Source organism: Hymenobacter segetis, assembly GCF_054776495.1.
Map to the genome: position 1 here is coordinate 2,254,232 of NZ_BAAHBV010000001.1, position 25,150 is coordinate 2,279,381.

Genomic DNA, 25,150 nt, shown 5'->3' on the forward strand with positions numbered 1-25,150 from the left:
TGCGGGCGGGGCATTATTTTTACTGATTGTTCGCTGACTATTTCAGTTGATTTTCTTTCCTTTCACACCTCCTTTATGCTCAAAAAATCTACGCGGTTGTTTCTGTTTGCCTTACTCATTATTGCCCGGCCGGGGCAGTCGCAGTCGCCAGCCGCAACAATGACTGAACACCCGGACAAATCCGAATACAAGCTCTCCAGGGCGGGTTTCGAGGATGCTTATGCTTTCAACGACACGGCGCGCGCCATTATTCGCATGTATTACGCCAAGTGGAATACCGGCCGCAACATCATGCGCTTTGCGGCCATTCCGGTGCCGGTAGTAAGCCTCGTGGGGCGACACTACGAGCCCAACCCCGCTACGTATGGTGTCACACCCAATTACAATGCCTATTACTACGACTCGTGGGTAGCTCCTACGGCCTTTAGCTTGTTGGGCATCTCGGCGTTCGGGATGATTCGGGCCGTGAGCAATGGCCGTGACCAACTGTATCAGGTCATCCGGCAGTATCGCGCTACGCGGCGGTTGCCGCTGTCGATACGTACGGCCGCTCTGGTGCCCTATCTGGTGCAGGTGCAACAGGAAGGAGTACAGCCCCGCTAATTTTAATTTATGATGAATTCGACATCCCCCGAAACCCTGAGCCGCTTCGTGCAGCTTTTTACCCTGAATGATGCGGAGGCCACCCAGCGTGTGAGCGAGCGGCTGGCGCTGGCGCTACGCGACCCGGCCGCCTATCAGGAGCGGTTTGCCGAGGAATTGGAAGAGCGCGGCATCGTGGCGGCGCTGCCGGCGCAGGAATTGCGCGATTTGGCGCTGATTGATGCCTTGCTGAGCGAGGAATTGCTCTGGGAAAGCGACTGGAAAGACCCGGCCGCTGACCTGGTTTATGGCATCAATGAAACACTGACGCAGCAGAAGCAGCCTGTGCGGCTTGGTGAGCCCGCGAGCGGCCGCGCCACGGTGACGGGCCCCGAAGCGCTTGACATCGTGCAGGATTTGGCCGAGCCGGTTGGGCTGGCGGTGGTGTTGTTTACGTTGGATAGCGACTCGTATGCCTTAAGCGTGGTGGCTGATGCGCAGGCTGAGGAAGCGCGCCAACTGGCGCAGGAACTGGGCTTCGGGGTGACGGTGTACTAGCCCAACAGGGCAGGATAATCGATTGTGTAAAGGCAGCGGCGCGTACCTTGCGGGTCCAATCCCCCCTGCTCGCTTATGCTGCTGAAAAACCTGCTGAGTGCCACGCTTCTGCTGGCCGCCACCGCTGCCACGGCCCAAAACCGGCACGAATACCTGCTCGATTCCAACTGGAAATTCTCGAAGGGCGACGTGCCGAATGCGGCTAAACCGGATTTTGCCGATGCCAAATGGCAGACGGTGAGCGTGCCGCACGACTGGGCCATCACCGGGCCGTTTGATGGGAATAACGACCTGCAGGTCGTTAAGATTGAGCAGAACCAGGAGCAGAAGGCCACCCAGAAATCGGGGCGCACAGGCGGGCTGCCGTTCATCGGCACGGGCTGGTACCGGCGTAAGCTGGCGGTGCCGGGCTTCGGGTCGGGGCAGCGGGCGGTGCTGGTGTTCGACGGCGCGATGAGCGACCCGCACGTGTTTGTGAACGGTAAGGAAGCGGGCCACTGGGCCTACGGCTATAACTCGTTTTCGCTGGACATTACCTCGCTGCTGAAGCCAGGCGACGGCAACGTGCTGGCCGTGCGCCTGCAAAACCAGTCGGAAGCCTCGCGCTGGTACCCCGGCGCGGGCCTCTACCGCAACGTACATCTGGTGGTGACGGATGATGTGCACATTCCGGTGTGGGGCACTTACCTGACCACGCCCGAAATCACAGCGACGCAAGCCAAAGTGACCCTGAAAACGACGGTGGAAACGCCGGGCGGCAAGCCGCAGCCACTGCGGCTTGATACTGAAATCCGCGATGCGGCTGGCAAGGTGGTGGCCACGACTAGCACGGAATTGACCAATGGACTGACGTTCGAGCAGAACCTGACGGTACCGCAGCCGAAGCTGTGGTCGCCGGAAACGCCGGTGCTTTATACGGCTTCGTCGAAGCTATACGCGGGCAAGGTGCTGAAAGACGCTTACAAAACCACGTTTGGCATTCGCTCCTTTAAGTTTGAGAAAGGCGTGGGCTTTTCGCTGAACGGGCAGCCGCGCAAGTTTAAAGGCGTGTGCAACCACCACGATTTGGGGCCGCTGGGCGCGGCAATTAATACGGCGGCCTTGCGCCGGCAATTGACTTTGCTGAAGGATTTGGGCTGCGATGCTATTCGGACTTCGCACAACATGCCGGCCCCGGAGCTGGTGGCGCTGTGCGACGAAATGGGCATGATGCTGATGGTGGAGTCGTTTGACGAGTGGAAAGCGCCTAAGGTGAAGAATGGCTACAGCCAGTATTTCGATGAGTGGTCGGAGAAGGACTTGGTGAACATGGTGCACCACTACCGCAACAATGCGTCGGTGATAATGTGGAGCATTGGCAACGAGGTGCCCGACCAGAGCAACGCCAACGGCCCCATCATCGCCAAGCGTTTGCAGGACATCGTGCACCGCGAAGACCCCACCCGCCCCGTGACCATGGGCCTGGACCGCTTCGATGATGATTTCAAGTACGGCATCGCGGCCGTGCTCGACATCCCCGGCTTCAACTACAAGCCCCACCGCTACCCCGAGGCCCTGGCCAAGCTGCCGCAGGGTTTCCTGCTGGGCTCGGAAACGGCTTCGACGGTAAGCTCGCGCGGGGTGTACAAGTTTCCGGTGGAGAAGGCTAAGCAGAAGCAGTACCCGGATAATCAGTCATCGTCTTACGACCTAGAGGCCTGCGTGTGGTCGCAGACGCCGGACGAGGAGTTTGCTGCGCAGGATGATATTCCGAATGTGATGGGTGAGTTTGTGTGGACGGGGTTCGACTACCTTGGCGAGCCCACGCCTTACGATGAAAAGTGGCCTTCGCACAGCTCCTACTTTGGGATTCTGGATTTGGCGGGGATGCCGAAGGACCGGTACTACCTCTACCGCGCCCGCTGGAATACGGCCAAGCCCACGCTGCATATCCTGCCGCACTGGACCTGGCCCGGCCGCGAAGGCCAGACCACGCCGGTTTTCGCCTACACCAGCTACCCATCGGCTGAGCTGTTTGTGAACGGCCAAAGCCAGGGCCGTCAGACCAAAGGCCCATCGACTGAGCCGCAATCGCGCTACCGCCTGATGTGGAAGGACGTTAAATACGCACCGGGTAGCATCAAAGTGGTGGCCTACGATGCGCAGGGCAAAGCCGTGGCCACTGAGGAAGTCAAAACCGCCGGCGTGCCCCACCACATCAAACTGGTGGCCGACCGCACGGCCCTCACGGCGGATGGCAAGGACCTCGCCTTCATCACCGCCCGCGTAGAGGACAAGGACGGCAACCTCTGCCCCGATGCGGCGCATTCGCTCAGCTTCGCGGTGAGCGGCGCAGGCAGCTTCCGCGCCATCGGCAATGGGGATGCGACCAGTTTGGAGCCGTTCCAGAAGCCGCAAATGCGGGTGTTTCAGGGGCAGTTGGTGGCCATTGTGCAGGCAGGCGATAAGGGCGGCGCGGTGCAGGTGAAGGCCAATAGCACGGGACTGCAAGCCGGTACCATTACACTGCAAACCAAAGCTCGCTAGGCACTATATCGTTGGATTACGAGGCCGTGCGCTGGCGCACGGCCTCGAAGGCCAGCACGGCCCCGGCCACGCTCACATTAAGCGAGTCGATGCGGCCCATCATGGGGATGATGATGGTTTCATCACAGGCTGCCAGGGCGGCGGGGGTCAGGCCGTCGGCTTCGGTGCCGAGGACGAGGGCCGTGGGCTGGCGGAAGTCGCAGTCGAGGTAGGAATGCGCTTTGGGCGTGAGGGCGGCGGCGTAGCTGCGGATGCCTTTTTCGCGCAGGAAGGCGGTGATTTCGGCCATTGGGGCGGCGATGACAGGCACCGAGAATACGCAGCCGATGCTGGAGCGGATGGTGTTGGGGTTGTAGAGGTCGGTGCGCGGGTCGCCGATGAGCACGGCATCGACCGGGGCGGCGTCAGCGGTGCGGAGGATGGCCCCGAGGTTGCCGGGCTTCTCCACGGCTTCGAGGACGAGGAGGAGCGGGTTGGCGGGCAGGCGCAGGTCGGCCAGGGTGCGGGCCGGGGTGCGGAGGACGGCCAGCAGGCCGTCGGAGCCTTCGCGGTAGGCTACTTTTTCGAAGACGGGGCGGGTGACCTCGAACCACTCGGGCGCATCTTTCTTGCCGAAAAAGAGGCTTCGCAATTCGGTTTCGCCGTTTTCGCCGGCCAGCTCGGGGCAGCTGTAAATGGTGGCGACGGGCACGCCCGCTTCCACGGCAATGGTGAGCTCGCGTAGGCCTTCGACCAGGGTGAGGCCCAGCGCCCGGCGCTCGGCCGACTTCTGCTGCAGCTTCAGGAGCTGCTTGATGCGCGGGTTTTGGGGGCTGCTGAGGCGGTCGGAGGGGGCAAAAGGCATGGGGCAAAGATACCGGGCCGGCCGCCGGCCCCAACCATCACGGGGCCGGCCGCGTAGGGCGGCCGAGTACCTTCGCAACTGATGACCTTAAAAACCAACACCAAAATCATCGTGGGCTTTGCCCTGGCCGTGGGCGTGCTGCTGCTCACAGCGGCCGCCTCGTTCTGGAGCATCCGGGGCCTGAGCGTGCAAACCCGGAACGTGGAGCACACCTACCAGGTGATGCAGGAGGCCGAAACCGTGACGGCGGTGCTTAAGGATGCCCAGGCGGGCACGCGCGGCTACCTCCTCACCGGCGACACGGTGTACCTGCGGCCCTACAGCATGGCCACCAACCAGCTGCCCGCCGCCTTGGAGCGCGTACAGGCCCTGACCGTGGACAACCCCGACCAGCGCGCCCGGCTCGACTCGCTGCGCGGCTTGGTGGAGCAGGAATTCCGCATCCTGCGGCCCCTCACGGAGATAAAAAAAGCCATGAGCCAGTCGGCCATGCAAACCCTGCTCGACACCGACCGCCAGACCCTGCGCCAGGTACGGATGCTGTACAGCCGCATCAAAACCAGCGAGCTGGCCCTACTGGCCCAGCGCAGCGCCTTGCAGGACGTGTTTGAAAAAGCTACGCCCATCGTGGTACTGATTTCGGCGGTGCTGGCCGTGCTGATTGTAGTGTGGCTGGTGATGAAAATCGTGAAAGAGCTGGACGACAACCGCCGCCTGCAAAGCGAACTGGCCGACGTGAACGCGCAGGTAGCCCGCCGCATTGCCCAGATTCGGGAGCTGGCCGAGCAGGTGGTGCAGGGCGATTACACCGTCAAAATCACGGACGATGCCGAGGACAACCTCGGCGGCCTGGCCGCGTCGCTAAACCGCATGACCCAGACGCTGGAAGGCAGCTTCAGCGCCCTTGAGAAGCGCAACCGCGAGCTGGACCAGTTTGCCTACGTGGCCTCGCACGATTTGAAAGCGCCATTGCGCGGCGTGACCACCATCGTGAAGTGGATTGAGGACGAGCTGGCCGCCGAGCTTTCGCCCCAGCTCCGCACCTATCTCGACCAGATGAAGGGCCGCCTGGCGCGCCTCGAAGACCTGATAAACGGCCTGCTGGCCTATGCCCGCGTGGGCCGCACGGCGCAGTCGCGCGAAACGGTGAGCGTGCAGCAGCTCCTGACCGAAGTGGCCGACCTCGTGGTGCCCCCCGATTTCACGCTGCGCATCGGCCCCGATATGCCCACCTTCGAAACCGACCGGCTCAGCCTGCAACAAGTCTTCACCAACCTGCTCTCGAACGCCGTGAAATACCACCAGCGCGGAGCCGGCCACCTCGAAGTAACGTGCCAGGACATTGGCCGCTGCTACGAGTTTCGGGTGCAGGACGACGGACCAGGTATCGCGCCGGAGTACCATCAGAAGATTTTCCTGCTCTTCCAGACCCTGCGCGACCGGCACACGGCCGAAAGCACGGGCATCGGCCTGAGCATCGTGCAGAAAATTATTAACGAGCAGCAGGGCACTATTCGCGTCGAATCGGCGGTGGGGCAGGGAGCTGGTTTTATCTTTACGTGGCCCAAGTAAACCCCGGCCCTTACTACCGGGTCTGACCAGTTTGGACACCCTTTTAAACTACCGGATTTTTTATCGGGCGCGCGGCGCGGCCGGGCTTTCTATTGCTTACTTATTTCAGCTAACCACCCTATGCGTTCTGTTTTACTAGTCGAAGACGATATTTTTGATACGATGACGGCGGAGAAATCCTTCGCCAAATTCAACGTGCCGCACCAGCTGCACACGGCCTTCAACGGCGAAGAGGCGCTGGACCTGCTGCTGGGCCGCAACGGCGCGGAGGCCCTGCGCCCGCTGCCCGAAGTCATCCTGCTCGACCTGAACATGCCCCGCATGAACGGCGTCGAATTCCTGACCGAGCTGCGCGCCAACCCCGAATTCCAGCACATTCCGGTATTCATCACCACCACGTCGAGCATGGAGGAAGACCGCGCCGATGCCGAAACGCTGGGCGTGAGCGGCTACATTCTCAAGCCGCTGGATTTTGAAACCGGCACCGACCTCTCGGACAGCCTGAGCCTGCTGGAAAAGCTGCTCAAGTAGCGCCGGCCGTAGCCTGAACGGTTACAGGCTCACTTGCGCTTCACAATAAAAGTGCGGAATTTACCGGCGATTACCGACGTTCCTTTTTCACGGTTCACCTGCGCATTTGTAGGGGTTTGCGCGGGGTTCGGTATTATTGGCGGGGCAAGGCTACCTTGTTCGGCCTGTTGGTCCTAATTGCTGTCCTTCCGTATGAAAATTCCCATTTTATATCCGGCCCTGCTGTTGGTTTTACTAGGGGTGCGCCCGGCGCAGGCGCAGGATGATGGCCCGCGCCAGCTGGGTGCGCCGCCGGCCATGCCCACGCCCGCCCGGCCCCGGCCCACCCCCGCCCCACGCCAGCTGGAAACCGTGCCCGTGGCCCCCCGCGACTCTTCGCGCCGTGCGGCCGTGACGGCCCCGCAGCCCGGCCCCATGGCCGCCCCCGCACCCGTGTACGCTCCTACGCCCGCCGGCCAGCTGCCGGGCAACAACGCCCGCCCCGCCCGCTTCCAGGTGGGCCTGAAAAACGGGATGATATACTCGGCCAACGACGTGGAAACGAAGAATCCGCTCTTCGGCCGCTCCTACCTGCTGCTGGACGGCCGGCAGAAGTTTGAAATGGCGGAAATCGGGTTTTATGAGGATGAAACCGGACACTACGTTCGCACCACGCTGCCCAACTCTTCGCGGGAAACCACGTTGCGCCGCGAAAAAACCGGGCGCATCAGCCTCTATTCCATCACCACTTCGCAGTACAGCTCGGGGCCGGGCGGCTTCGGCTACCCGGGCTATGGCTACGGCTACGGGGGAGTTGGCATGGGCTACGGCGGGTTTGGCGGCTACCCCTACGGGGGCTACCGCACCGTGAAAACCGAATATTTTTCCAAAGACAACGGCCCCATTCAGAACCTGACCACCAACAACCTGATGCTGGCCACCCGCGACAATGCCGGCTCCCAGGAGCTGCTGCTGGAATCGCGCCGGTACCAGCGGCTCACCGTGGGCAGCTACGTGGTGGGCGGCGGGCTGCTCGCGGCCGGGCTGTTGCAGTCGCTACGCTCCAACGATGGCCGGGCGGGCATTTCGCCGCTGGTTTACGCGGCCATTCCGGTGCTCATCGTGCCCATCGTGCTGCAAAGCAAGCAGGCGAATAACCAGCGCCAGGCCATTGCCTTGTATAACTCGACGCGGTGAGACGTCTTTGACTTACTGGGAAAAAGAACGTCATGCTGAGCGTAGCGTAACGCCACCCCACCTCGCCGCGTAGGCCGGGGATGAAAACTGCCGCCGCTTCTACCATTACTACCGAAGCTCAGGCCGCCGACCTTGCCGCCCGCCAGGCCAAGGCACTGCTGGTGCACGAGCGGCTTTGCGCCGAGTACGGGGCTCCGTTCCGCTTCTTCAGCACCAAGGACCCGCTGAGTGAGCTGGTGAGCGCCCTGCTTTCGCACCGCACCAAAAATGCCGAATCGCACCGCGCCTACCTGGAGCTGCGGGCCACTTTTCCCACTTGGGAGGCCGTGCGCGACGCGCCCACCGAGGCCGTGCAGCACGCCATCCGGGCCTGCACCTGGCCCGAGCAGAAGGCCCCGCGCATTCAGGCCGTGCTGCGCGAAATCAGCCAGCGCTGCGGTACTGATGCCCCCTGCGCCCTGGATTTCCTGGCCGAAATGCCCATTCCCGAGGCTCGCGCCTGGCTGGAAAGCATCAGCGGGGTGGGGCCGAAAACCAGCGCGGCTACCCTCCTTTTCAGCACCCTGCGCATCCCAGCCATGCCCGTCGACAGCCACCACCACCGCGTGGCCCAGCGCTTGGGCCTCATCGGGCCGAAGGTGGGCGAAGGCCCGGCCCACAAGCTGCTCGAAGCCCTGCTCCCGCCCGGCTGGGACGCCCAGCAGGTGTATGACCACCACGAGGCGCTCATGTTTCACGGGCAGAAGTGCTGCTATTTCAGCGGGCCGGCCTGCGGGCGTTGCGTGGTGCTGGACCAGTGCCCGTTTGGGCAAGCGCGGCTGGGCGGGAAGGCTGCCGAATAAATCAGGTTCCCGAAGCACGTCATGCTGAGCGCAGCCGAAGCATCTCTACCGCAATAGTAAATAAATTACTTGCACAGTAGAGATGCTTCGGCTGCGCTCAGCATGACGTTCTCTATTTAACATCAAACTAGCCCAGACCATGATTCTGCACCTGCGGGCCAAGCCCAACGCCCGCCAAACCCAGCTGCTCCGCGCGCCCGACGGCACCCTGACCGTGCGCCTGCAAGCACCGCCTCAGGAAGGCCAGGCCAATGCCGTGCTGCTGGCGTTTCTGGCCACGGTGTTTGCCGTGCCCAAAAGCCGCGTGCTGCTGCTGAGCGGCCACACGGCCCCGTTCAAAAAGCTCGAAATTGAGGGCGTGAGCGAGGAAGACGGCCAACGGATACTGGCCGCGCGGCTGGCCTGAGCGGCCGGCCGGGCTTAACTTCCGGGCCGGTTTCACCCTCCCTCCGCCCCCGCCGCCATGTCTGCCGACTTCCAGCCGCTGCTCGATGCCCTGCAATTCTCACCCGATAACCTGCCGTTGCGCCAGCACCTGGCCCGCCAGCTCAACGCCGCCGGCCAGCCGCACGAGGCCGAAGCCCTGTGCCGCGAAGGCCTGCGCCAGTACCCCACCGACGACGCCCTGCGCCTGAGCCTGGCCGAAGCCTACCTCGCCACTGGCAAGCACTCGGCCGCTTTTGTGGTGGTGGAGGAGCTGCTGGACCAGCACGCCGACCACGCCCCCGCGCACTGGCTGCACGCCCGCCTGCTGCTGGCCACCGGCCAGCCCGCCGAGGCCCGCGCCGCCTACGACCACGCCATCGAACTGAGACCCGACCTGGCCGACAACGACCTCGACCAGGCCCTGACGGCCGCCCTGCCCGCCCCGCGTGTGCCCGCCGCCACCGGCAGCGGCTATGCCGCACCCGCCAACCACGCCGCCGATGCCCTCAACACCCAGGCCCAACTGCTGGGGCTGGAGAAGCCCAAAATCAACTTCTCCGACGTGGGCGGGATGGAGGCGGTGAAGGATGAAATCCGCCTTAAAATCATTCATCCACTGCAATTCCCGGACCTGTATAAGGCCTACGGCAAGGCCAGCGGCGGCGGTCTGCTACTGTATGGCCCGCCCGGCTGCGGCAAAACCCACCTGGCCCGCGCCACGGCCGGCGAGGTGCAGGCCAGCTTCATCAGCGTGGGCATTTCGGATATTCTGGACATGTGGCTCGGCAATAGTGAAAAAAACCTGCACAAGGTGTTTGCGCTGGCCCGGGCGCAGGCCCCGTGCGTGCTGTTTTTTGACGAAGTGGATGCCCTGGCCGCCAACCGCCACGACCTGCGCCAGAGCGCCGGCCGCACCGTGATAAACCAGTTTCTGGACGAGCTGGACGGGGCCACGCACTCCAACGAGGGCGTGCTCATCATGGCCGCCACCAACGCGCCCTGGCACCTCGACCCCGCCTTCCGCCGCCCCGGCCGGTTCGACCGCATCACGCTGGTGACGCCGCCCGACGAGCCGGCCCGCGCCGCCATTCTCGACATCCTGCTGCGCGGCAAGCCCCTGGCCCCCGGCCTGAACGTAGCCGCCGTGGCCGCCCGCACCGCCGGCCTCAGCGGGGCCGACCTGATGGCCCTCGTGGACGGGGCCGTGGACGTGTGCCTGCGCGCCTCCATGCGCAGCGGCCGGCCCCTGCCCATCGAGCAAAGCCACCTGCTGGATGCCGCCAAGCTGGTAAAGCCCAGTACCAAGGAGTGGTTTGCCACGGCCCGCAACTACGCGCTGTACTCCAACGAAGGCGGGCTGTACGACGATATTCTGGTGTATCTGGGGGTAAAAAAGCCGGGCGGACTGTAATGGCCCAGGCGCAGGGGGAAGCGGTGCGGAGCCAGCCCGGCTGGTTTGCGCAGGTCGAAAACCTGGTCGCGGTACACCGCTACGCCCTGGCCGAGGAGCTGACCCGCCGCGAACTGGCCCAGAACCCCCGCTCGGCCTTTGTGCTGGTGGTGCTGTGCATGGTGCTGAACGGCCACGACCGGCACCCCGAGGCCGAGGCGGCGGCCCGCAGCGCGGTGGCCGAGCAGCCAGAATATGCCGAGGCGTACTACTTCCTGGCCCTCAGCATTGCCAACCAGCGCCGCAACAAGGAGGCCGGGCAGGCCCTTGATACCGCCCTGGCGCTGGACCCCGGCAAGCCGAAATTCTACGCCCTGCGCAGCTACCTGGAGCTGGCGGGCAACCACCCGGCGCAAAGCCGGGCCACGGCCGAAGCCGGCCTGCGCTGGGACCCCAACCACCTGGATTGCCTGTATCGCCGGCTGCTGGCCCTGCGTCAGCTCGATGAAAACGACCTGGCCGAAGCCACGGCCCGCACCATGCTCCGCCTCGACCCCAGCCACTGGCGGGCGCACCTGGCGCTGGGCCAGCTGCTGCTGCCGCGCGAAGCCTATGCCGAAGCCGAAAGTCATTTCCGCACGGCCTTGCAGCACCAACCGAATTCCCGGGAAGCCCGCGAGGGCCTGTCGCTGAGCTGGAAGCAACGCTACTGGCTGCCGCGCCAGATGGAGCGAATAGATGGATACATTGTGGCCTACAACGAGTGGTTCGCGGCCCGGCTGGGCACCGCCGGCCACGCGGTGGCAATGCTGGGCCTGACGGTGGCTATTTCGATGCTGTGCGTGCCCCTGCTGCTGCTCTATGGCTGGGCCTACCTGCGCTGGCGCCTGGCCCCCGTGGTGATGCAGCTGCGCGGCCGCCCCCTGGCCTGGCTGGGGCCGCTGAGCTGGCGGCTGGTGGCGGCCGGCCTGGGCTGCGTAGGCGCGGCCGTGCTGGCCGTGCTCATTCCGGCCCGGCTGCCGGTGGTGGCCGCCACGCTGGCCGGGCTGGCGGTATTAGGGGTGTGGCAAGGGTCTTGGCGCAAGGTGTGGGGCGATTCGGAGCACCGGTACGCCCAATGGTTTTGGGTGGGCGTGGCCACCGCCACATTATTTATGTTCTGGCTCGACAATTCCCCCTTAGCACTCTGGAGCCGGCTGATGCTGTTTGCTTATACCGGCCTGCTTAGCGGCGCGGTATTCCTCCGACCGCCCGCTGCCCAGTAGGCAGCCGAAGTTTTCATTTTGCCTTTCCCCGCTTGCGCATGGCCCATTTCCACCCTGGCACCTCTCCCCTGGCGCGCGTCTGGGTGCTGCTGGAGCACCACCGGCCGCAGCAAGCCGCCCAGCTGGCCCGCCAGTGCCTGGCCGATGACCCTACCCACGCGCCTACCCACGTGGCCCTGGCCGAAGCCCTGCGCCAGCTCGACCGGCTCGACGAAGCCCGCGAGATTGCCCAAACGGCCATCGGCTTAGCCCCGGAAGCCGCCCGAGGCCACCACCTATTGGCCCTTATTCTGGGCCAGCAGGGCCACCTGCGCAAAGCCACCGCCGCCATCGACCAGGCCCTACAGCTGGACCCCACCCGTGGCGAATTTTTCGGCCTACGGGCGCAGCTGTGCTACGTTCAGGGGCAATACCACGCCGCCATTCAGTGCGCCGGGCACGGCTTGCAGGCCGATGCGCGCCAGGCCGACTGCCTACTCTGGCGGGCCCTGGCCCAGGAAAAGCTGGCCCGAACAACCGCCTCCGATGCCACCTTCGACCAGGCATTGCGCCTGGCCCCCAACAGCGCCTTGGTGCACCAATGGCGCGGCAAGCTGCTGCTTCAGCGCTACGAGCCCCAGCAGGCCGCCCTCCATCTCACCGAGGCCCTCCGCCTCACGCCTACCAAACGTGCCCTGCTCCCCCTGCTGCAACAGGCCCGCCGGCAACAGCTATGGCCCGCCTGGCTGACGCAGCTGCACCAAAAGCGGCAGCGCGACTGGAGCACCGACCTGCCGGTTAGCTGGACTGGCCCGGTCATCGGCATCCTGATGCCATTTTTTGAGCTGCGTAGCTGGTGGCAAACGCGCACCGACCCCCTGTTTCAGGAAAATATTCCCGGGCAGCGCCGGGTACTGGCTAAAAGGTGGGGGACAACTGGAGCAGTAGTGGCTTCGATAGGCATCATGGGGTTTGCCTGCCTGTCCGCTGGCATGCCTTTTTCCGTCATGCTTTTAGGCTTGGTGATGCCTTTGCTCATGCTGGCAGTCGGAGCAATGATAAGGTCGAAATCGGACTAGCGACGCGGCAGCGCCCCCCACCTCGCACCAATCCGCTACCACCCACCGTCCCTATTTCCCGCGCTTCCAGCGGTAGTATTTGCGGTACCAAGGCGAGGTTTTCTTGAATAAGCTGCTGGTAGACTCGTTCGGAAACATGTTCACCCGGAATACCTGCATCCGGTCGGCTTCGATGGTCATACCGCCCGTGTCGGTGGCCACGCCGAGGGCGAATCCGGCTTCGCGCACCGCCGCTTTCACGTCCTCGCTCAGGTCGCCATAAGGGTAGGCGAAGCTCACGATTTCGGTTTGCAACCCAGTTTCCAGCGCCGTTTTGCTGCGCTGAATTTCGGCGGCGGCTTCAAGCAGCGGCAGGGTGGTGAGGCGGGGGTGCGACATGGTGTGTGCCCCGATTTCCCAGCCGGCGGCCACGAAAGCCCGCTTCTGAGCGAGGTCCATTATCTCGGAGCGCGGCTCGTCGGGGTCGAAATCCGCATCCCACTGGTTGTAGCGGATATCGGCATCGCCCAGCAGGTAGAGCACGCCCCGGTAGCCATATTGCTGCATCAGCGGCAGCAGGTTGGTGTAGTTATCGGTGTAGCCATCATCAAAAGTGAGGATGATGGGGCGGGCGGGGAATTCGCGTAGCGGCAGCTCGCCGCTGGCATATTTCAGGTAGTCGGCGAAGGTGATGGGCGTTAGCTTCTGCTGCTTGAAATAGGCCAGGTGCTTCTCAAAGTTCTCCTTCGTGACGTAAATCTGGTGTTTGGTGGCCAGCGGCGCGTCAGGGATTTTGTGGTACATGAGCACCGGAATGAAGCCCGGGACGGCCTTCTGCATCCGCGCCGCCTGGTACACTTCCAGCACCCGCGCCGCCACGGTGGCCAGGCTATAATGCGCCCGCACCTGCTCCCGCAACGCAACCGGCACTGCCTGCGGCTGCCGCAAAAATCCCTGCGCATCGGCCAGCAGCGCACCAAAATCAACTTCCGAAGCGCCTAACCGGGCCGAGATATCCCCAAAATTGGAAGCCGCCGCCGAAGCAAAAGTTTCTTCCGTAACGAGGCCCGCGTAGCTGGCCTCACCCAGCGCCAGCACGGGCCGGCGGGCCCCCAGCGCCTCAATGGCCACGCGCCCCGCCCCGATAACCAGCGTGGTGCGGGCCAGCCAGCCGGGCACGTCGTCGGTGAAACCCACCACCTCAATCCGCTCCCCAAAATCGGCTTGCAACTGCGCCAGGGCCGTTTTGCCGGCCGCCGGCAGGTGTTGCAGCTCCCCGCCGATAAGTGCCACCCGCAACCCCGGAAACTCCCGCAGCAAGGCCGGAAACACCTGCGCCAGCAGCGCCGCCGCCCGCTCGCCCTTGCCCCCATTGAAGCGCCCGATAAAGGAGATTCGCAAAGCGGAATCCGCGCTGGCCGCTGCTTCCTTCCCAAACGCCACCCCATTGGGAATAGCCACAATTTTGGCCGCGTCCATCTTCACTTCGGTGATGAGGTGCTCCCGCAGATTGGCACAAATGGCAATGACTTTGTCGCCGTACACATCGAGCAGTGAGGTGGACGTGTGCAGGTGCTGCCGCCCGTGCACGGTGCTCACCAGCGGCACGGCCAAGCCGCGCAGGGCAAAATAGCTAACCCAGCTGGCTGCCCGCGAGTGGCAATGCACCACGTCAATCCGTTCCTTTTTCACCACCTGCCGGATGATACGCGCGTTGCGCAGCCGCTGCCGGTAGCTGCGGTTGCTGATGCCGGCCCACACCAGCGTGGCCCCGGTGGGCAGTTTGTCGGCATCGGCTACCACCCATACCTGGTGGCCCTGGGCGCGGTGGGCCTCGGCCAATTGCACGGCATAGGCCACGGAGCCCGCAAAAAACTCAGCCGAAAGAACGTGGAGAATGCGCATGCCGCAAAGGTATTGCCGGGCGCGGGGCTGGCACTGCTATCCGAACTGTGTCGGACAGTCATGCAGAGCGCAGCGAAGCATCTTTACCGCTATAGTAAATCAGATTACTTGCGCGGTAAAGATGCTTCGCTGCGCTCTGCATGACGGCCCTTTTTCCTGTCAGCCCCGCGCCCGGCCGGCCACGTTGTCCATGTACTTCTGGCCGTTGCCGGTGTTCAGGAGGAGGATTTTCTCGTCGGGCTGGATTTCGCCGCTGGCTAGCAACTGGAGGGCGGCCGTCCACACCGCGCCGCCTTCGGGGGCCACGAACAGGCCTTCCTGGTGGCCGAGGTCGCGCATGCCGGCCAGCATGCCTTCTTCGCTCACGCTCACCACCGTGCCGTTCGACTCGTGGAGGACGCGCAGCATCATATTTTCGCCCAACGGGTGCGGCACGGCCAGGCCGTTGGCCAGCGTGGCGCGGCCCTGGTAGGCGTGGCAGTTGGGCTGGCGGCCCTCGTAGGTTTCGAGGAGCGGGCAGCAGTTTTCAGCCTGCACGGCCACCATGCGGGGCAGTTTCACGTCGGGGGCCAGCCAGCCGAGCTGCTTCATTTCCTGAAACGCTTTCCAGATGCCGATGAGGCCGGTGCCGCCGCCGGCGGGGTAGAGCAGCACGTCGGGCAGCGTCCAGTTCAGCTGTTCGGCAATTTCGTAGCCCATGGTTTTCTTGCCTTCGAGGCGGTAGGGCTCTTTCAGGGTCGAGATATCGAGCAGGGCACCGTCGGCGTTGCGCTGCCGCACACGGGCCCCGCAGTCGCTGATGAGGCCGTCGACCAGCTCCACTTCGGCCCCGTACCAGAGACATTCTTCCTGAAATGCCTGCGGGGTGTGGCGGGGCATCACCACCACGGCACGCAGGCCGGCGCGGGCGCAGTAGGCGGCCAGGGCCACGCCTGCATTACCCGCTGTGGGGATGATGCAGCCATCCACGCCCAGCTCTTTGGCTTTGGACACGGCCATGCTCAGGCCCCGCGCTTTGAAGGAGCCGGTGGGGTTCTGGCCTTCGTCCTTCAGCAGCAGGTGGGCCAGCTCGTGGCGGGCGGCCAGGCGCGGCAGACGCAGCAGCGGCGTGAGGCCTTCGCCCAGGGTCACTTTGTTTTCCTCGTGCAGCAGCGGCAGCAGCGCGCCATAGCGCCACATCGAGGTATCGGCCTGGTCGATAACGGCGCGGCTGAGGGGCTCGCGCAGGTCGTAATCGGCCACCAGCGGCACCTGGCAGCAGGCCGAAACCCGCTGCAGGTCGAAGGCGGAATATTCGGTGCCGCAGGCGGAGCAGTGCAGCGCGGCCAGGCGGGAAAGGGATTCGGACGCAACGAGTTTCATAGGGCAAAGTACGGAATGACTTTACCCGGGGTATGCCGCAATGGGATGGGCATTTGGAATAGCCTATGCCCTATCGGAATAATAACGCCGCGTGAATTGCAGGAAATCCTTGTAGGGTGCGTTGTTTTCGGTGCCCTTGCGCTGGATGAAATTAAACTCGCGCCGGAGAGGGAAATTGTTGATTTTAACCTCCGAAAATTCGCCCGAAGCCAGCTCCTTCACCACCGCCTGCCGGGGCAGGAAGGCCAGGCAGGTATCCACGCGCACGAAGTTTTTGAGGGCTTCGGTGCCACCCAGGCGCACACGCACCGGCAGCGCGGCCAGCTTGATGCGATGCCGGGCCAGGGCTTCTTCGAGCACGGCCAGCGTGCCGGAGCCGTCCTCACGCAGGGCCAGCGGCGTGGTGAGCAGGTCGTGGATTTCGAGGGTGCGCTTTGCGAGCGGATTGCCAGCGGCGCATACGGCCACCACGTCATCGGTGAGCAGGGGCGTGTAGGTCACATTGCTCACTTTGTGGATGCCTTCGATGATGCCAAGCTCGATTTCGTGGTCAAGCAGAGCGCGCAGGATGTTGTCGGAATTGCGGTTTTTGAGGCTGAGCTGGCGGTTGGGGTGCAGGCGCAGATAGGCCGATACCACGGGCGGCAGCACGTAGAGCGAAATGGTGGTGCTGGCCCCGATGAGCAGGTGCTGGCTGGGCGCGAAATCTGGGCTCAATTCGCTCATTTCCTGGTGCAGCTCCTGTTGCAGTTGCTTGGCCTGTAGCAGCTTTTCGTAGAGTTTACGGCCGGCCGGAGTGAGTTGGATGCTGCTGCCCAGGCGTTCGAACAGGCCGGTTTTGTAGTGCTCTTCCAGGGCCTTCACCTGTTTGCTCACGGCCGACTGGCTGGTGAACAAGGCTTGGCTGGCTTTGGTGAAGCTCAGGCGCTGGGCCACTTCGAGAAAGACTTCGTGCGGGTGCGAAAGCATGAGGTGGGAAGTGTAGCACATGCTTTAGCTTGTGCATGGAAAGGGAATACCAGCCAACGCCGGCACAAGCTAAAGCATGTGCTACAAGCTCAGCCGCCGCTGAAACGCGGCCAGAAACAGCCCGGCGTGGTAGCCATCGCCGAGGCCGTGGTGCAGGTTGATGGATACGGGCATTTGCCGGGTAGCGCCTTCGCTGAAAACCTGGCCGAAGGAAATTTTGGGGCAGCTGTCCGGGTGCGAAAAGCTGCGGGCGTGCGAGAGCGCCGTGAAGCGCACCCACGGCAGGGCCGAGCAATGCACCACGTCGGGCCGGGCGGTGGTGTCGCTCAGGCGCAGGCCGGTGCTGGCCTGCACGGCCGCTATTTCGGCTTCGGCGGCGGCGATGAAATCAGTCAGCGTGTTGCTCTGCTCGATGAAGGAGAAGGCGAACGTGTGGTCGGCCCGGCCGAGGGTGGCGGAGGCGTGAATGCGGTCGTAGAGGTACACCTGGCCGTTTTCGATGCGGTAGCGGAAGGCTTCGACTTCGTTGGCTGCCTCCAAGGCGTGGTATAGGTAGTAGAGGAAAAACGACACGCCCAGCCGCTTGGCTTCGGCCTGCGCCGTGGTGCAATCCACGTTGGCCGTGAGGCCGAAGAAGGGTTCTTCAAAAGCCGAGAAGAAGGCAAAATGCTCGCGACGGGGCCAGGTTTCGAGGTCAATCAGGTGCTTCATGGCGGGCAAAGGTCGGTAGCTTTGCGGCGTCAATCCCCACGTTATGCCCACGCAAACCTTCATCGCCTTCGACGCCGACGACACCCTCTGGCCCAACCAGCCGCACTTCGACCACGTCGAAGCGCAACTGCTCCAGATTCTGGCGCCATATGCTGACCATGCGACCATCAACGCCCGGCTCTACGACGTGCAGCGGGCTAATATGCATCTGTTCGGCTACGGGGCCAAGTCATTTATGCTCTCAATGATTGAAACCACGATTCAGCTGTCCGGCGGCGCGGTGGTGGGGGCCGAAATCCAGCGCATTCTGGATTTGGGAAAGGATTTGCTGCGTTTCGCCATTGAGCCGCTGCCCGATGTGGTAGAAGTGCTGACCGAGCTAAAGGAGCGCGGCCACAAGCTGATTCTGCTTACCAAAGGCGACCTGTTCGACCAGGAAAGCAAAATAGCCCGCTCCGGCCTGGGCGATTTTTTCGACTACGTTGAAATTGTAAGCGAAAAGGACGAGCCCACGTATCGCCGCCTCTTCACCCGCCTCGGGGCCACGCCCGAAAACTTCGTAATGATTGGCAATTCGCTAAAATCCGACATTCTACCAGTGGCGAAGCTGGGATTTCCGGCCGTGCACGTGCCATATCACGCCAACTGGATTCACGAACATGTGCCCGCCGAGCTGCTGGCAGGCGTGGAGTTTCGGGCGGTGGAGCGGCTGCGGGAGGTGCTGGAGCTGGTGCGGTAAGCCGCAATTCAGGGCTTAGGCGGCGGGAGGATTACTGGGCGGCCGAAGCTCCGTAGGCACCGGCTGGCCGGCAGCCCAGCCGTCGAGGTTGCTACGGGTGGTGGCGGCAATGTGCTCCAGCGCCTCCCGCGTGAGGAAAGCCTGGTGGCCGGTGACGAGGACGTTGGGCAGGGCGAGCAGCCGAGCAAACAGCGCATCGGTGGGCGGGTTTTGGCGGTGGTCGACGAAAAACAGCTTTTTCTCGCCCTCATACACATCGAGGCCCAGGTAGCCCAGCTGGCCGGTTTCCAGGGCCGCGATGGCGGCGGCAGTGTCCAGCTCGGCCCCGCGACTGGTATTGATGAGCATCACGCCGCGCTTCATGCGGGCCAGGCGGGCGGCATCAATCAGATAAGGCGCGTGCGGAATCATGGGGGCGTGCAGGGTGATGATGTCGGCCTGCGCGCAGAGGTCGTCCAGCGTGGTGTAGGTCACGCCGAATTGCGTGGTCAGGGCCGGGTTGGGCACCGGGTCGTAGCCCAGCAGCCGGCAGCCGAAGCCGTGCAGAATGCCCGCCACCACGCCGCCAATGTGCCCCAGGCCCACAATGCCCACGGTTTTGCCGTGCATGTCGAACCCAATCAGCTCATCGAGCCGGAAGTCGTGCGCCCGCAGCTGCTGGTCGGCCTGGCGCAAGCGGCGGTTGAGGGCCAGCATGAGGGCCACCGCGTGCTCGGCAATGGCGTGGGGCGAATACTCGGGCACATTGGCCACTCGCAGTCCCAGTTCCTGGGCGCGCGCCAGGGCCACCTGCTCGTGACCGGTGGCCCGAATGGTGAGGAACCGGATGCCCAGCGCGTGCAAGGCCTCGAGCACAGGGGTGGAAGCGTCATCGGTACTGAAAATGGCCACGGCATCCGTGCCAGCAGCCAGGGCCGCCGTTTCAACCCCGAGGTTTTCTTCCACAAACTGCAACTCGTGTGCGGTGCCAGCCGCCGTGGTCAGGTAGGAGCGCTCAAATGGCTTTGTGCTAAAGACCGTGGTTTTCATAAGAAAGGAGGACAGTAAGGCGTTCAAGGTACGTCATCGACACCCGGAAACGGGAAACGGCCCAGCACTCAGGCATTGGAATACAGACTAATTGCTACCTTCCCCACGGCTTTCCCCCACACCCCTCCCCATGCTGGCCCGTTACCGCTTTTTGCCCCTGCTGCTGATGCTGCTGGCGGCTTCGTCGTGCTCAAAAAAAACCGCCCAGGAGCAAGCCGCCGAAACGGCCGCGACTACCGACGGCGACGAAATCGACCCGTACTCCAATCTGGTTTTCACCTTTGATGAAAAGGTGGTGGATGAGGCCAAGCAAAACCGCTGGGACACCACGCGCTACGTCACGTTCTCACCCAACATCCGCGGCAAGTTTAAGTGGACGGGTGACCGGGAGCTGACCTTCTCGCCGCTGGAGCCCTTCCGGCCCAGCACCGTTTTCTCGGCCTCGCTGCGGCCCGAAACGCTGCCCAGCGGCAAGCAGAAACTGGCCCTGAACCGGCCCAAATTCCACACGCCGTATCTGGATATGGCCGCGCCGCAGGTGTTCTACGGCAGCTCGAAGCGGGCGGCGGGCACGGCGGAATTGCGCGCTAATCTGGTTTTTAATTACCCCGTGCGGCCTTCTGATGTGAAGTCGCGCCTGAAGGTGACGCAGGGCGGCAAGCCCGTGGCGGTGGAAGTGAACTCGGCCGAGTCGGATGCGCTGGTGGCCGTGACGTTTATGCAGGACGTGCAGGCAGGCACGCCCGTGCAGATTGACATTGCACCCGGCCTGCGCCCGGCGGCCGGTACCAAGGCCACCGAGAAAGTCCTCACCGCCCAGGCCGAAATCCCCGACCAAAGCACGCTGGAAGTGCGCGAGCTGACCGGCTCCCTGCTCAACGGCCAGCCCGTGGTGACGCTGCTGCTCAACCAGCCTGTGAGCGCCGCCGACGTGCAGTCCAATCTGAAGGTGACGCCCGCCGTGGCCTTTTCGGTGGAGGCGCTGGAAAGCGGCTTTGCCTTGCGCGGCGGGTTTGAGGTGGGCAAAACCTACCAGGTTTCGCTGGCCGCCGGCACACGCGGGCTGCTGGGTGGCAGTCTGGGCGAGGCGTTCAGCCAGGCCGTTTCCTTTGGGGATGAGCGGCCGAGTCTGAGCTTCACCAGCAGCGACAAGGCAATGTACCTCGATGCGCTGGGGAACCGGAATCTGGGCCTGCGCATCAACGAAGTGGCCAAGGTGAAGGTGACCATTGCCAAGGTCTACGCCAACAACATCCAGCAGTTGCTACGCGGCGAAAAGCAGTACGGCTACCCCGAGTACGACGAGGACGAACCCCGCGAATCGAACACCGACGAAAACGGCGACTACATCGACCGCAGCTTCCAGTATTACGACACCGAGAACATCGGCAACGTGCTGTCGGAGCGCACCATTTCCGTGGATGGCTTAGCGAAGGAAAATGGCATGCGCCTGCTCAATCTCAACCTGAAAGACCTCGAATTTCAGGGGCCGATGAAGGGCCTGTACGTCATTCGGGTGCAGGATACCGAGCGGCAGTGGCTGCAGGTGAGCAAGCTGGTGGCCGTGACGGACCTGGGCCTCATCGTGAAGCAGGGCGCAACGGGCGGCACAGTCGTTTTTGCCAATTCCATCCGCACGGCCGAGCCGCTGGCGGGCGTTACGGTGAACCTCGTGAGTTCGAATAATCAGGTGATTGGCACGACCACGACCGACAAATCCGGCGTGGCGCAGTTCGATTCGGCGGCCAGCATGAAGCGCTTCACGCTGGGCATGATTACGGCCGTGAAGGAGGCTGATTTCTCCTTTCTGGATTTGACCAAAAGCCGGGTCGAAACCTCGCGGTTTGAGGTGGGCGGGCTGACCTCGAACGCGGCGCATTACCAGGCGTTTCTGTACGGCGACCGCAACCTGTACCGGCCCGGCGACACGGTGCGGACCAACACCGTCATCCGCACCGAGGACTGGAAAAATCCGCCCTCGGGCCTGCCGATGAAAATCCGCTTGCTGCTGCCCAGCGGCAAGGAATACAGCAGCCTGCAGCAGAAACTAAGCGCGGCGGGCAGCTTCGAAAGCCGCTTCATTCTGCCGCCCACCATCATGACGGGCCTCTACACGATGGAGGTGCTGACCGGCAACGAAGTGCTGCTGACCTCGCGCCAAATCAGCGTCGAAGAATTCATCCCCGACCGCCTGAAGGTGACCGTGACGGCCGCCCCCAAAACCGTAAAACCGGGCCAGGACGTGACGGCCAGCATCACGGCCGTGAACCTCTTCGGCCCGCCCGCCGCCGACCGCAAGTTTGAGGTCGAATTCTCGCTCAAGCAAAAGGCCTTCGCCCCCAAGGGCTACGACGGCTATAACTTCACCATCAACAGCGGTGAGCGGCGGCGCAGCACCAACGAGGACGGCGAAACCAGCAGCGAAAGCGCCCTCACCGCCCGCTTCGAGAAAACCGTGCGCGAAGGCACCACCGATGCCGCCGGCCACGGCACCGCCGCCTACACCGTGCCCGGCTACCACGACCTCGGCACGCTGGAAGGCGTGGCCTTCGCCACGGTGTTCGACGAAACCGGCCGGCCCGTGAACCGCCTCGCCACCTTCGACGTGCAAACCCAGTCCACGATGTTCGGCATCGGCACTTTGCCCGACCTCATCAGCACCAAACAGCCCCTCACCGTGAAGCTGCTGGCCCTCTCCCCCAACGGCCAGCCGGCCCTCGCGCCGGCCGAAATCAAAGTGGTGCGCCTGCTCTGGGAAACCGTATTGGAGCGCCAGGGCGGCCGCTACGTCTACAATTCGCAGCAGCGCGAGCAAACCATTCTCCGCCAGACGCGCTCCATCCGGGCGGCCACCAGCTTCAGCTTCACCCCCATCTACTCGGGCGAATACGAGGTGCGCGTGAGCCGGCCGGGCGCCAGCAGCTACGTTACGCAGCGGTTTTACGCCTACGGCTACGGCGATACCCAGGCCAATTCCTTCGAGGTGAACAACGAGGGCGAGGTGACCATTGAGGCCGACAAGCCCAAGTACGCGCCCGGCGAAACGGCCAACCTGCTGCTGAAATCGCCCTTCGCCGGCCGCATTCTGGTGACGGTGGAGCGGGCCAACGTGCTCGACCATTTCTACGTGACCACCGACGGCAAGGCGGCCGAGGTCAAAATCCCCATCAAAGCCGAGCATGTGCCCAACGTGTACGTGACCGCCACCGCCGTGCGCGCCCACACCGCCCAGGACCGCCTGCCCCTCACCGTGGCCCGCGGCTTCCTGCCCCTGACCGTGGAAAAGGCCGATTCGCGCCTCGCCGTGGCCATTGCCGCGCCCGCCGCCAGCCGCTCCCAGACCTGGCAAACCGTGGAAATCACCACCGCGCCCAGCGCCCAGCTCACCCTGGCCGTGGTGGACGAAGGCATTCTGCAGCTCAAAAACTACCAGACGCCCGACCCGCACGCCTACTTCTACCAGAAGCGCGCCCTCGAAGTATCGGCCTTCGACGTGTACCCCTTCCTGCTGCCCGAGCTCGGCACCAGCAGCAGCGGCGGCGACGCGGCCGACATGCGCAACCGCACCAACCCCGTGCCCAACCGCCGCGTGAAACTGGTTTCGAAATGGAGCGGCGTGCTCACCGCCGACGGCGACGGCAAAGTGCGCTACCGGGTGCGCGTGCCGCAGTTCAGCGGGGCGCTCCGCATCATGGCCGTAGCCTACAAAGACGATGCCTTCGGCTCGGCCGAATTCACGATGAAGGTGGCCGACCCGGTGGTGATTTCCACGGCGCTGCCGCGGTTTATGAGCCCCGGCGACACGATTGATGCAGTTATAACACTGACTAACACTACGAATAAATCAATAACCGTCCCCTTCATTCAACAGATGAAAGGGCTGACGCCGGTGCTCCCATTGATTTTAGATAATAAGGGGACGCCTTTTTATGAATTGAAAAAGCAGTCGGAAAAGAGGATATCTGTAAAGCTGGTAGCAAAGACTATCGGAAATGCAGAACTGAAAACCATTGTAGATATTGGTGGGGCTGGAAAAACGGAAAGCCTCACTGAAACTGTCGAACTCCCAATTCGCCCCGCCGCCTCGCTCGAAAAGCGCACTGGCAGCGGCGTGATTGCCGACGGGGCCACGCTCCCGCTCAACCTGAAAACCGATTTCCTGCCCACCTCGCTCAGCAGTCGGCTTGTCGTGAGCCGCTCGCCGCTCACGGAGTTCAGCAAGGATTTGCGCTACCTGCTGCAATACCCCTACGGCTGCCTGGAGCAAACCGTGTCGGCCGCCTTCCCGCAGCTCTACTACGCCGATTTGGCGGCCACTTTGCAGCAGAAAACCGGGGCCGCCGCCAAGGCCCAGCGCTACAATCCGAACTACCACGTGCAGGAAGCCATCCGCAAGATTGAGGCGATGCAGCTCTACAACGGCAGCCTGAGCTACTGGCCGGGCGGCGACTACGACAACTGGTGGGCCACCGCCTACGCCGCCCATTTTCTGCAGGAAGCCCAGCAAGCCGGCTTCGCGGTGAATAAATCCGTGCTCGACAAGGTGCTGAAATACCTGGCCTTCCGCCTCAAAAAGCGCGAAACCGAGCCCTACCAGTACTTCGACGTCAGCAACATTGCCCGCCAGCGCACGATAGCCAGCAAGGAAATCGCCTACTCGCTCTACGTCCTCGCCCTGGCCGGCCGCCAAGACCCCGTGGCCATGAATTACTACCGCGCCAACCGCCCCCTGCTCACCGAGGACTCCCGGTTCCTCCTCGCCTGCACCCAGAGCCTGCTCGGCAACCAGCGCGCCTTCCGCGAGTTGCTGCCGACCAAATTCGGCAGCGAGCGAGCGACCCGGCGCGCCCTCGATGGCTCGTTCTACTCCCCCATCCGCGACGAAGGCCTCATCCTCAACGCCCTCGTCAGCACCGACCCCAACAATCCGCAAATCCCCGGCATCGCCCGCCAGCTCAGCCGCCAGCTAAAAGCATCGCCCTGGCTCAGCACCCAGGAAGAATCCTTCGCCCTGCTCGCCCTCGGCAAAATAGCCCGCCAGAACGCCCGCAGCACCGCCACCGCCACCCTCACCATCGACGGCAAACCGGCAGGCGGCTTCGATGGCAAAGACCTCACAATCCGCAACGTAGCCAACCGCAACGTGAGCATCCGCACCGCCGGCAAAGGCAGCCTCTACTACTTCTGGGAAACCGAAGGCATCTCGGCCAGCGGCCAGGTGAAGGAAGAAGACACCTACCTGAAAGTCCGCCGCCAGTTCCTGAACCGCGACGGCGTGCCGCTGGGCACCCCCAGCTTCCGCCAGAACGATTTGGTGGTGGTGAGAATTTCCATCGAAGCCGGCGACGCGGCCGGCGAGATAAAGAACGTCGCCATCACGGATTTGCTGCCAGCTGGGTTGGAAATTGAGAACCCGCGCATTGGCGCGTTGCGGGAATTGTCCTGGGCGAAGGATGCCAGTACGCCTGACTATCTGGACGTGCGGGATGACCGGATTAACATGTTCACCACCGCCACGGGCGCGCCGAAGCATTTTTATTACCTATGCCGCGCGGTGTCAAAAGGTACATTCAAGCTGGGGCCGGTGAATGCCGATGCGATGTACAACGCGGACTACCACAGCTACAATGGAGCTGGCGTGGTGCGGGTGCGGTAAAATCAAAAGAACGGTCGTGCAGCGCGCAAT

19 protein-coding genes are annotated in these 25,150 nt (G+C 63.4%); 13 read left to right on the top strand and 6 right to left on the bottom strand.

All coding sequences use genetic code 11. From position 1 onward, the window contains the following. Positions 1 to 75 precede the first annotated feature (75 nt). From ACYU70_RS09385 to galB, 3 genes are all read left to right on the top strand, one after another. Complete coding sequence (locus ACYU70_RS09385) at positions 76 to 603, top strand: hypothetical protein (RefSeq protein WP_342300506.1); 528 nt, start codon at positions 76 to 78, stop codon at positions 601 to 603. Between the two features lie 9 nt (positions 604 to 612). Further along, the gene (locus tag ACYU70_RS09390) at positions 613 to 1,140 is read left to right on the top strand and encodes a DUF6630 family protein (protein ID WP_342300505.1); all 528 of its coding nucleotides are present in this window, start codon (positions 613 to 615) and stop codon (positions 1,138 to 1,140) included. A gap of 75 nt (positions 1,141 to 1,215) precedes the next feature. Then, entirely contained in the window at positions 1,216 to 3,666 is a 2,451-nt protein-coding gene (gene galB, locus ACYU70_RS09395) for a beta-galactosidase GalB (protein WP_342300503.1), read from the top strand. A 16-nt stretch (positions 3,667 to 3,682) separates the two neighbouring features. Here galB and ACYU70_RS09400 read toward each other — a convergent pair whose 3' ends face one another. After that, the gene (locus ACYU70_RS09400) at positions 3,683 to 4,510 is read right to left on the bottom strand and encodes a TrmH family RNA methyltransferase (RefSeq protein ID WP_342300501.1); all 828 of its coding nucleotides are present in this window, start codon (positions 4,508 to 4,510) and stop codon (positions 3,683 to 3,685) included. Between the two features lie 81 nt (positions 4,511 to 4,591). Between ACYU70_RS09400 and ACYU70_RS09405 the strand changes: the two genes are divergently transcribed. The 8 genes from ACYU70_RS09405 to ACYU70_RS09440 all read left to right on the top strand — a co-directional run bounded on the left by ACYU70_RS09405 (position 4,592) and on the right by ACYU70_RS09440 (position 12,770). Then, complete coding sequence (locus ACYU70_RS09405) at positions 4,592 to 6,082, top strand: sensor histidine kinase (RefSeq protein ID WP_460615971.1); 1,491 nt, start codon at positions 4,592 to 4,594, stop codon at positions 6,080 to 6,082. Between the two features lie 120 nt (positions 6,083 to 6,202). Then, positions 6,203 to 6,613, top strand: a complete 411-nt coding sequence (locus tag ACYU70_RS09410) for a response regulator (RefSeq protein ID WP_342301175.1) — start codon at positions 6,203 to 6,205, stop codon at positions 6,611 to 6,613. 192 nt (positions 6,614 to 6,805) lie between these two features. Further along, positions 6,806 to 7,789 (top strand): hypothetical protein, encoded by a 984-nt coding sequence (locus ACYU70_RS09415; RefSeq protein ID WP_342301173.1) that lies wholly within the window; start codon positions 6,806 to 6,808, stop codon positions 7,787 to 7,789. A gap of 80 nt (positions 7,790 to 7,869) precedes the next feature. After that, positions 7,870 to 8,631: an endonuclease III domain-containing protein gene (locus tag ACYU70_RS09420; protein WP_342301171.1), complete on the top strand. Its 762-nt coding sequence runs from the start codon at positions 7,870 to 7,872 to the stop codon at positions 8,629 to 8,631. Between the two features lie 139 nt (positions 8,632 to 8,770). Next, the gene (locus ACYU70_RS09425) at positions 8,771 to 9,037 is read left to right on the top strand and encodes a DUF167 domain-containing protein (protein ID WP_342301170.1); all 267 of its coding nucleotides are present in this window, start codon (positions 8,771 to 8,773) and stop codon (positions 9,035 to 9,037) included. A gap of 57 nt (positions 9,038 to 9,094) precedes the next feature. Then, positions 9,095 to 10,468, top strand: a complete 1,374-nt coding sequence (locus ACYU70_RS09430; RefSeq protein WP_342301168.1) for an ATP-binding protein — start codon at positions 9,095 to 9,097, stop codon at positions 10,466 to 10,468. Then, entirely contained in the window at positions 10,468 to 11,712 is a 1,245-nt protein-coding gene (locus ACYU70_RS09435; protein WP_342301166.1) for a tetratricopeptide repeat protein, read from the top strand. The genes ACYU70_RS09430 and ACYU70_RS09435 overlap by 1 nt, the downstream gene beginning before the upstream one ends. 38 nt (positions 11,713 to 11,750) lie before the next feature. After that, complete coding sequence (locus ACYU70_RS09440; RefSeq protein WP_342301164.1) at positions 11,751 to 12,770, top strand: tetratricopeptide repeat protein; 1,020 nt, start codon at positions 11,751 to 11,753, stop codon at positions 12,768 to 12,770. A 51-nt stretch (positions 12,771 to 12,821) separates the two neighbouring features. Here the strand turns inward: ACYU70_RS09440 and ACYU70_RS09445 are convergent, their stop codons facing one another. The 4 genes from ACYU70_RS09445 to ACYU70_RS09460 all read right to left on the bottom strand — a co-directional run bounded on the left by ACYU70_RS09445 (position 12,822) and on the right by ACYU70_RS09460 (position 17,696). Continuing rightward, a complete protein-coding gene (locus ACYU70_RS09445) occupies positions 12,822 to 14,654 on the bottom strand; it encodes a polysaccharide deacetylase family protein (protein WP_342301161.1) in 1,833 nt (610 codons plus the stop codon). 159 nt (positions 14,655 to 14,813) lie between these two features. Next, entirely contained in the window at positions 14,814 to 16,016 is a 1,203-nt protein-coding gene (locus tag ACYU70_RS09450) for a threonine synthase (RefSeq protein ID WP_342301160.1), read from the bottom strand. Positions 16,017 to 16,079: 63 nt separating this feature from the next. Beyond that, a complete protein-coding gene (locus ACYU70_RS09455) occupies positions 16,080 to 16,985 on the bottom strand; it encodes a LysR family transcriptional regulator (RefSeq protein ID WP_342301159.1) in 906 nt (301 codons plus the stop codon). Positions 16,986 to 17,066: 81 nt separating this feature from the next. Beyond that, positions 17,067 to 17,696 carry a chloramphenicol acetyltransferase gene (locus ACYU70_RS09460; RefSeq protein ID WP_342301158.1) on the bottom strand — a complete coding sequence of 210 codons (630 nt, stop codon included), beginning with the start codon at positions 17,694 to 17,696 and terminating at the stop codon, positions 17,067 to 17,069. Between the two features lie 43 nt (positions 17,697 to 17,739). Between ACYU70_RS09460 and ACYU70_RS09465 the strand changes: the two genes are divergently transcribed. Further along, positions 17,740 to 18,435 (top strand): HAD family hydrolase, encoded by a 696-nt coding sequence (locus tag ACYU70_RS09465; protein WP_342301156.1) that lies wholly within the window; start codon positions 17,740 to 17,742, stop codon positions 18,433 to 18,435. A gap of 15 nt (positions 18,436 to 18,450) precedes the next feature. Here the strand turns inward: ACYU70_RS09465 and ACYU70_RS09470 are convergent, their stop codons facing one another. Then, positions 18,451 to 19,464: a 2-hydroxyacid dehydrogenase gene (locus tag ACYU70_RS09470; RefSeq protein WP_342301154.1), complete on the bottom strand. Its 1,014-nt coding sequence runs from the start codon at positions 19,462 to 19,464 to the stop codon at positions 18,451 to 18,453. Positions 19,465 to 19,594: 130 nt separating this feature from the next. Here ACYU70_RS09470 and ACYU70_RS09475 point away from each other — a divergent pair, with 130 nt between their 5' ends. Further along, positions 19,595 to 25,120, top strand: coding sequence for an alpha-2-macroglobulin family protein (locus ACYU70_RS09475; RefSeq protein WP_460615972.1), 5,526 nt, complete (start codon positions 19,595 to 19,597; stop codon positions 25,118 to 25,120). Positions 25,121 to 25,150 lie beyond the last annotated feature (30 nt).

Bases quoted from the DNA above. Each gene is read 5' to 3' on its own strand.
- ACYU70_RS09405 (WP_460615971.1), top strand. From the start codon at position 4,592: ATGACCTTAAAAACCAACACCAAAATCATCGTGGGCTTTGCCCTGGCC.
- ACYU70_RS09430 (WP_342301168.1), top strand. From the start codon at position 9,095: ATGTCTGCCGACTTCCAGCCGCTGCTCGATGCCCTGCAATTCTCACCC.
- ACYU70_RS09475 (WP_460615972.1), top strand. From the start codon at position 19,595: ATGCTGGCCCGTTACCGCTTTTTGCCCCTGCTGCTGATGCTGCTGGCG.
- ACYU70_RS09450 (WP_342301160.1), bottom strand. From the start codon at position 16,016: ATGAAACTCGTTGCGTCCGAATCCCTTTCCCGCCTGGCCGCGCTGCAC.
- ACYU70_RS09455 (WP_342301159.1), bottom strand. From the start codon at position 16,985: ATGCTTTCGCACCCGCACGAAGTCTTTCTCGAAGTGGCCCAGCGCCTG.
- ACYU70_RS09425 (WP_342301170.1), top strand. From the start codon at position 8,771: ATGATTCTGCACCTGCGGGCCAAGCCCAACGCCCGCCAAACCCAGCTG.
- ACYU70_RS09435 (WP_342301166.1), top strand. From the start codon at position 10,468: ATGGCCCAGGCGCAGGGGGAAGCGGTGCGGAGCCAGCCCGGCTGGTTT.
- ACYU70_RS09415 (WP_342301173.1), top strand. From the start codon at position 6,806: ATGAAAATTCCCATTTTATATCCGGCCCTGCTGTTGGTTTTACTAGGG.
- ACYU70_RS09420 (WP_342301171.1), top strand. From the start codon at position 7,870: ATGAAAACTGCCGCCGCTTCTACCATTACTACCGAAGCTCAGGCCGCC.
- ACYU70_RS09460 (WP_342301158.1), bottom strand. From the start codon at position 17,696: ATGAAGCACCTGATTGACCTCGAAACCTGGCCCCGTCGCGAGCATTTT.
- ACYU70_RS09465 (WP_342301156.1), top strand. From the start codon at position 17,740: ATGCCCACGCAAACCTTCATCGCCTTCGACGCCGACGACACCCTCTGG.
- ACYU70_RS09440 (WP_342301164.1), top strand. From the start codon at position 11,751: ATGGCCCATTTCCACCCTGGCACCTCTCCCCTGGCGCGCGTCTGGGTG.
- ACYU70_RS09470 (WP_342301154.1), bottom strand. From the start codon at position 19,464: ATGAAAACCACGGTCTTTAGCACAAAGCCATTTGAGCGCTCCTACCTG.
- ACYU70_RS09400 (WP_342300501.1), bottom strand. From the start codon at position 4,510: ATGCCTTTTGCCCCCTCCGACCGCCTCAGCAGCCCCCAAAACCCGCGC.
- ACYU70_RS09385 (WP_342300506.1), top strand. From the start codon at position 76: ATGCTCAAAAAATCTACGCGGTTGTTTCTGTTTGCCTTACTCATTATT.
- ACYU70_RS09445 (WP_342301161.1), bottom strand. From the start codon at position 14,654: ATGCGCATTCTCCACGTTCTTTCGGCTGAGTTTTTTGCGGGCTCCGTG.
- ACYU70_RS09390 (WP_342300505.1), top strand. From the start codon at position 613: ATGATGAATTCGACATCCCCCGAAACCCTGAGCCGCTTCGTGCAGCTT.
- galB (WP_342300503.1), top strand. From the start codon at position 1,216: ATGCTGCTGAAAAACCTGCTGAGTGCCACGCTTCTGCTGGCCGCCACC.
- ACYU70_RS09410 (WP_342301175.1), top strand. From the start codon at position 6,203: ATGCGTTCTGTTTTACTAGTCGAAGACGATATTTTTGATACGATGACG.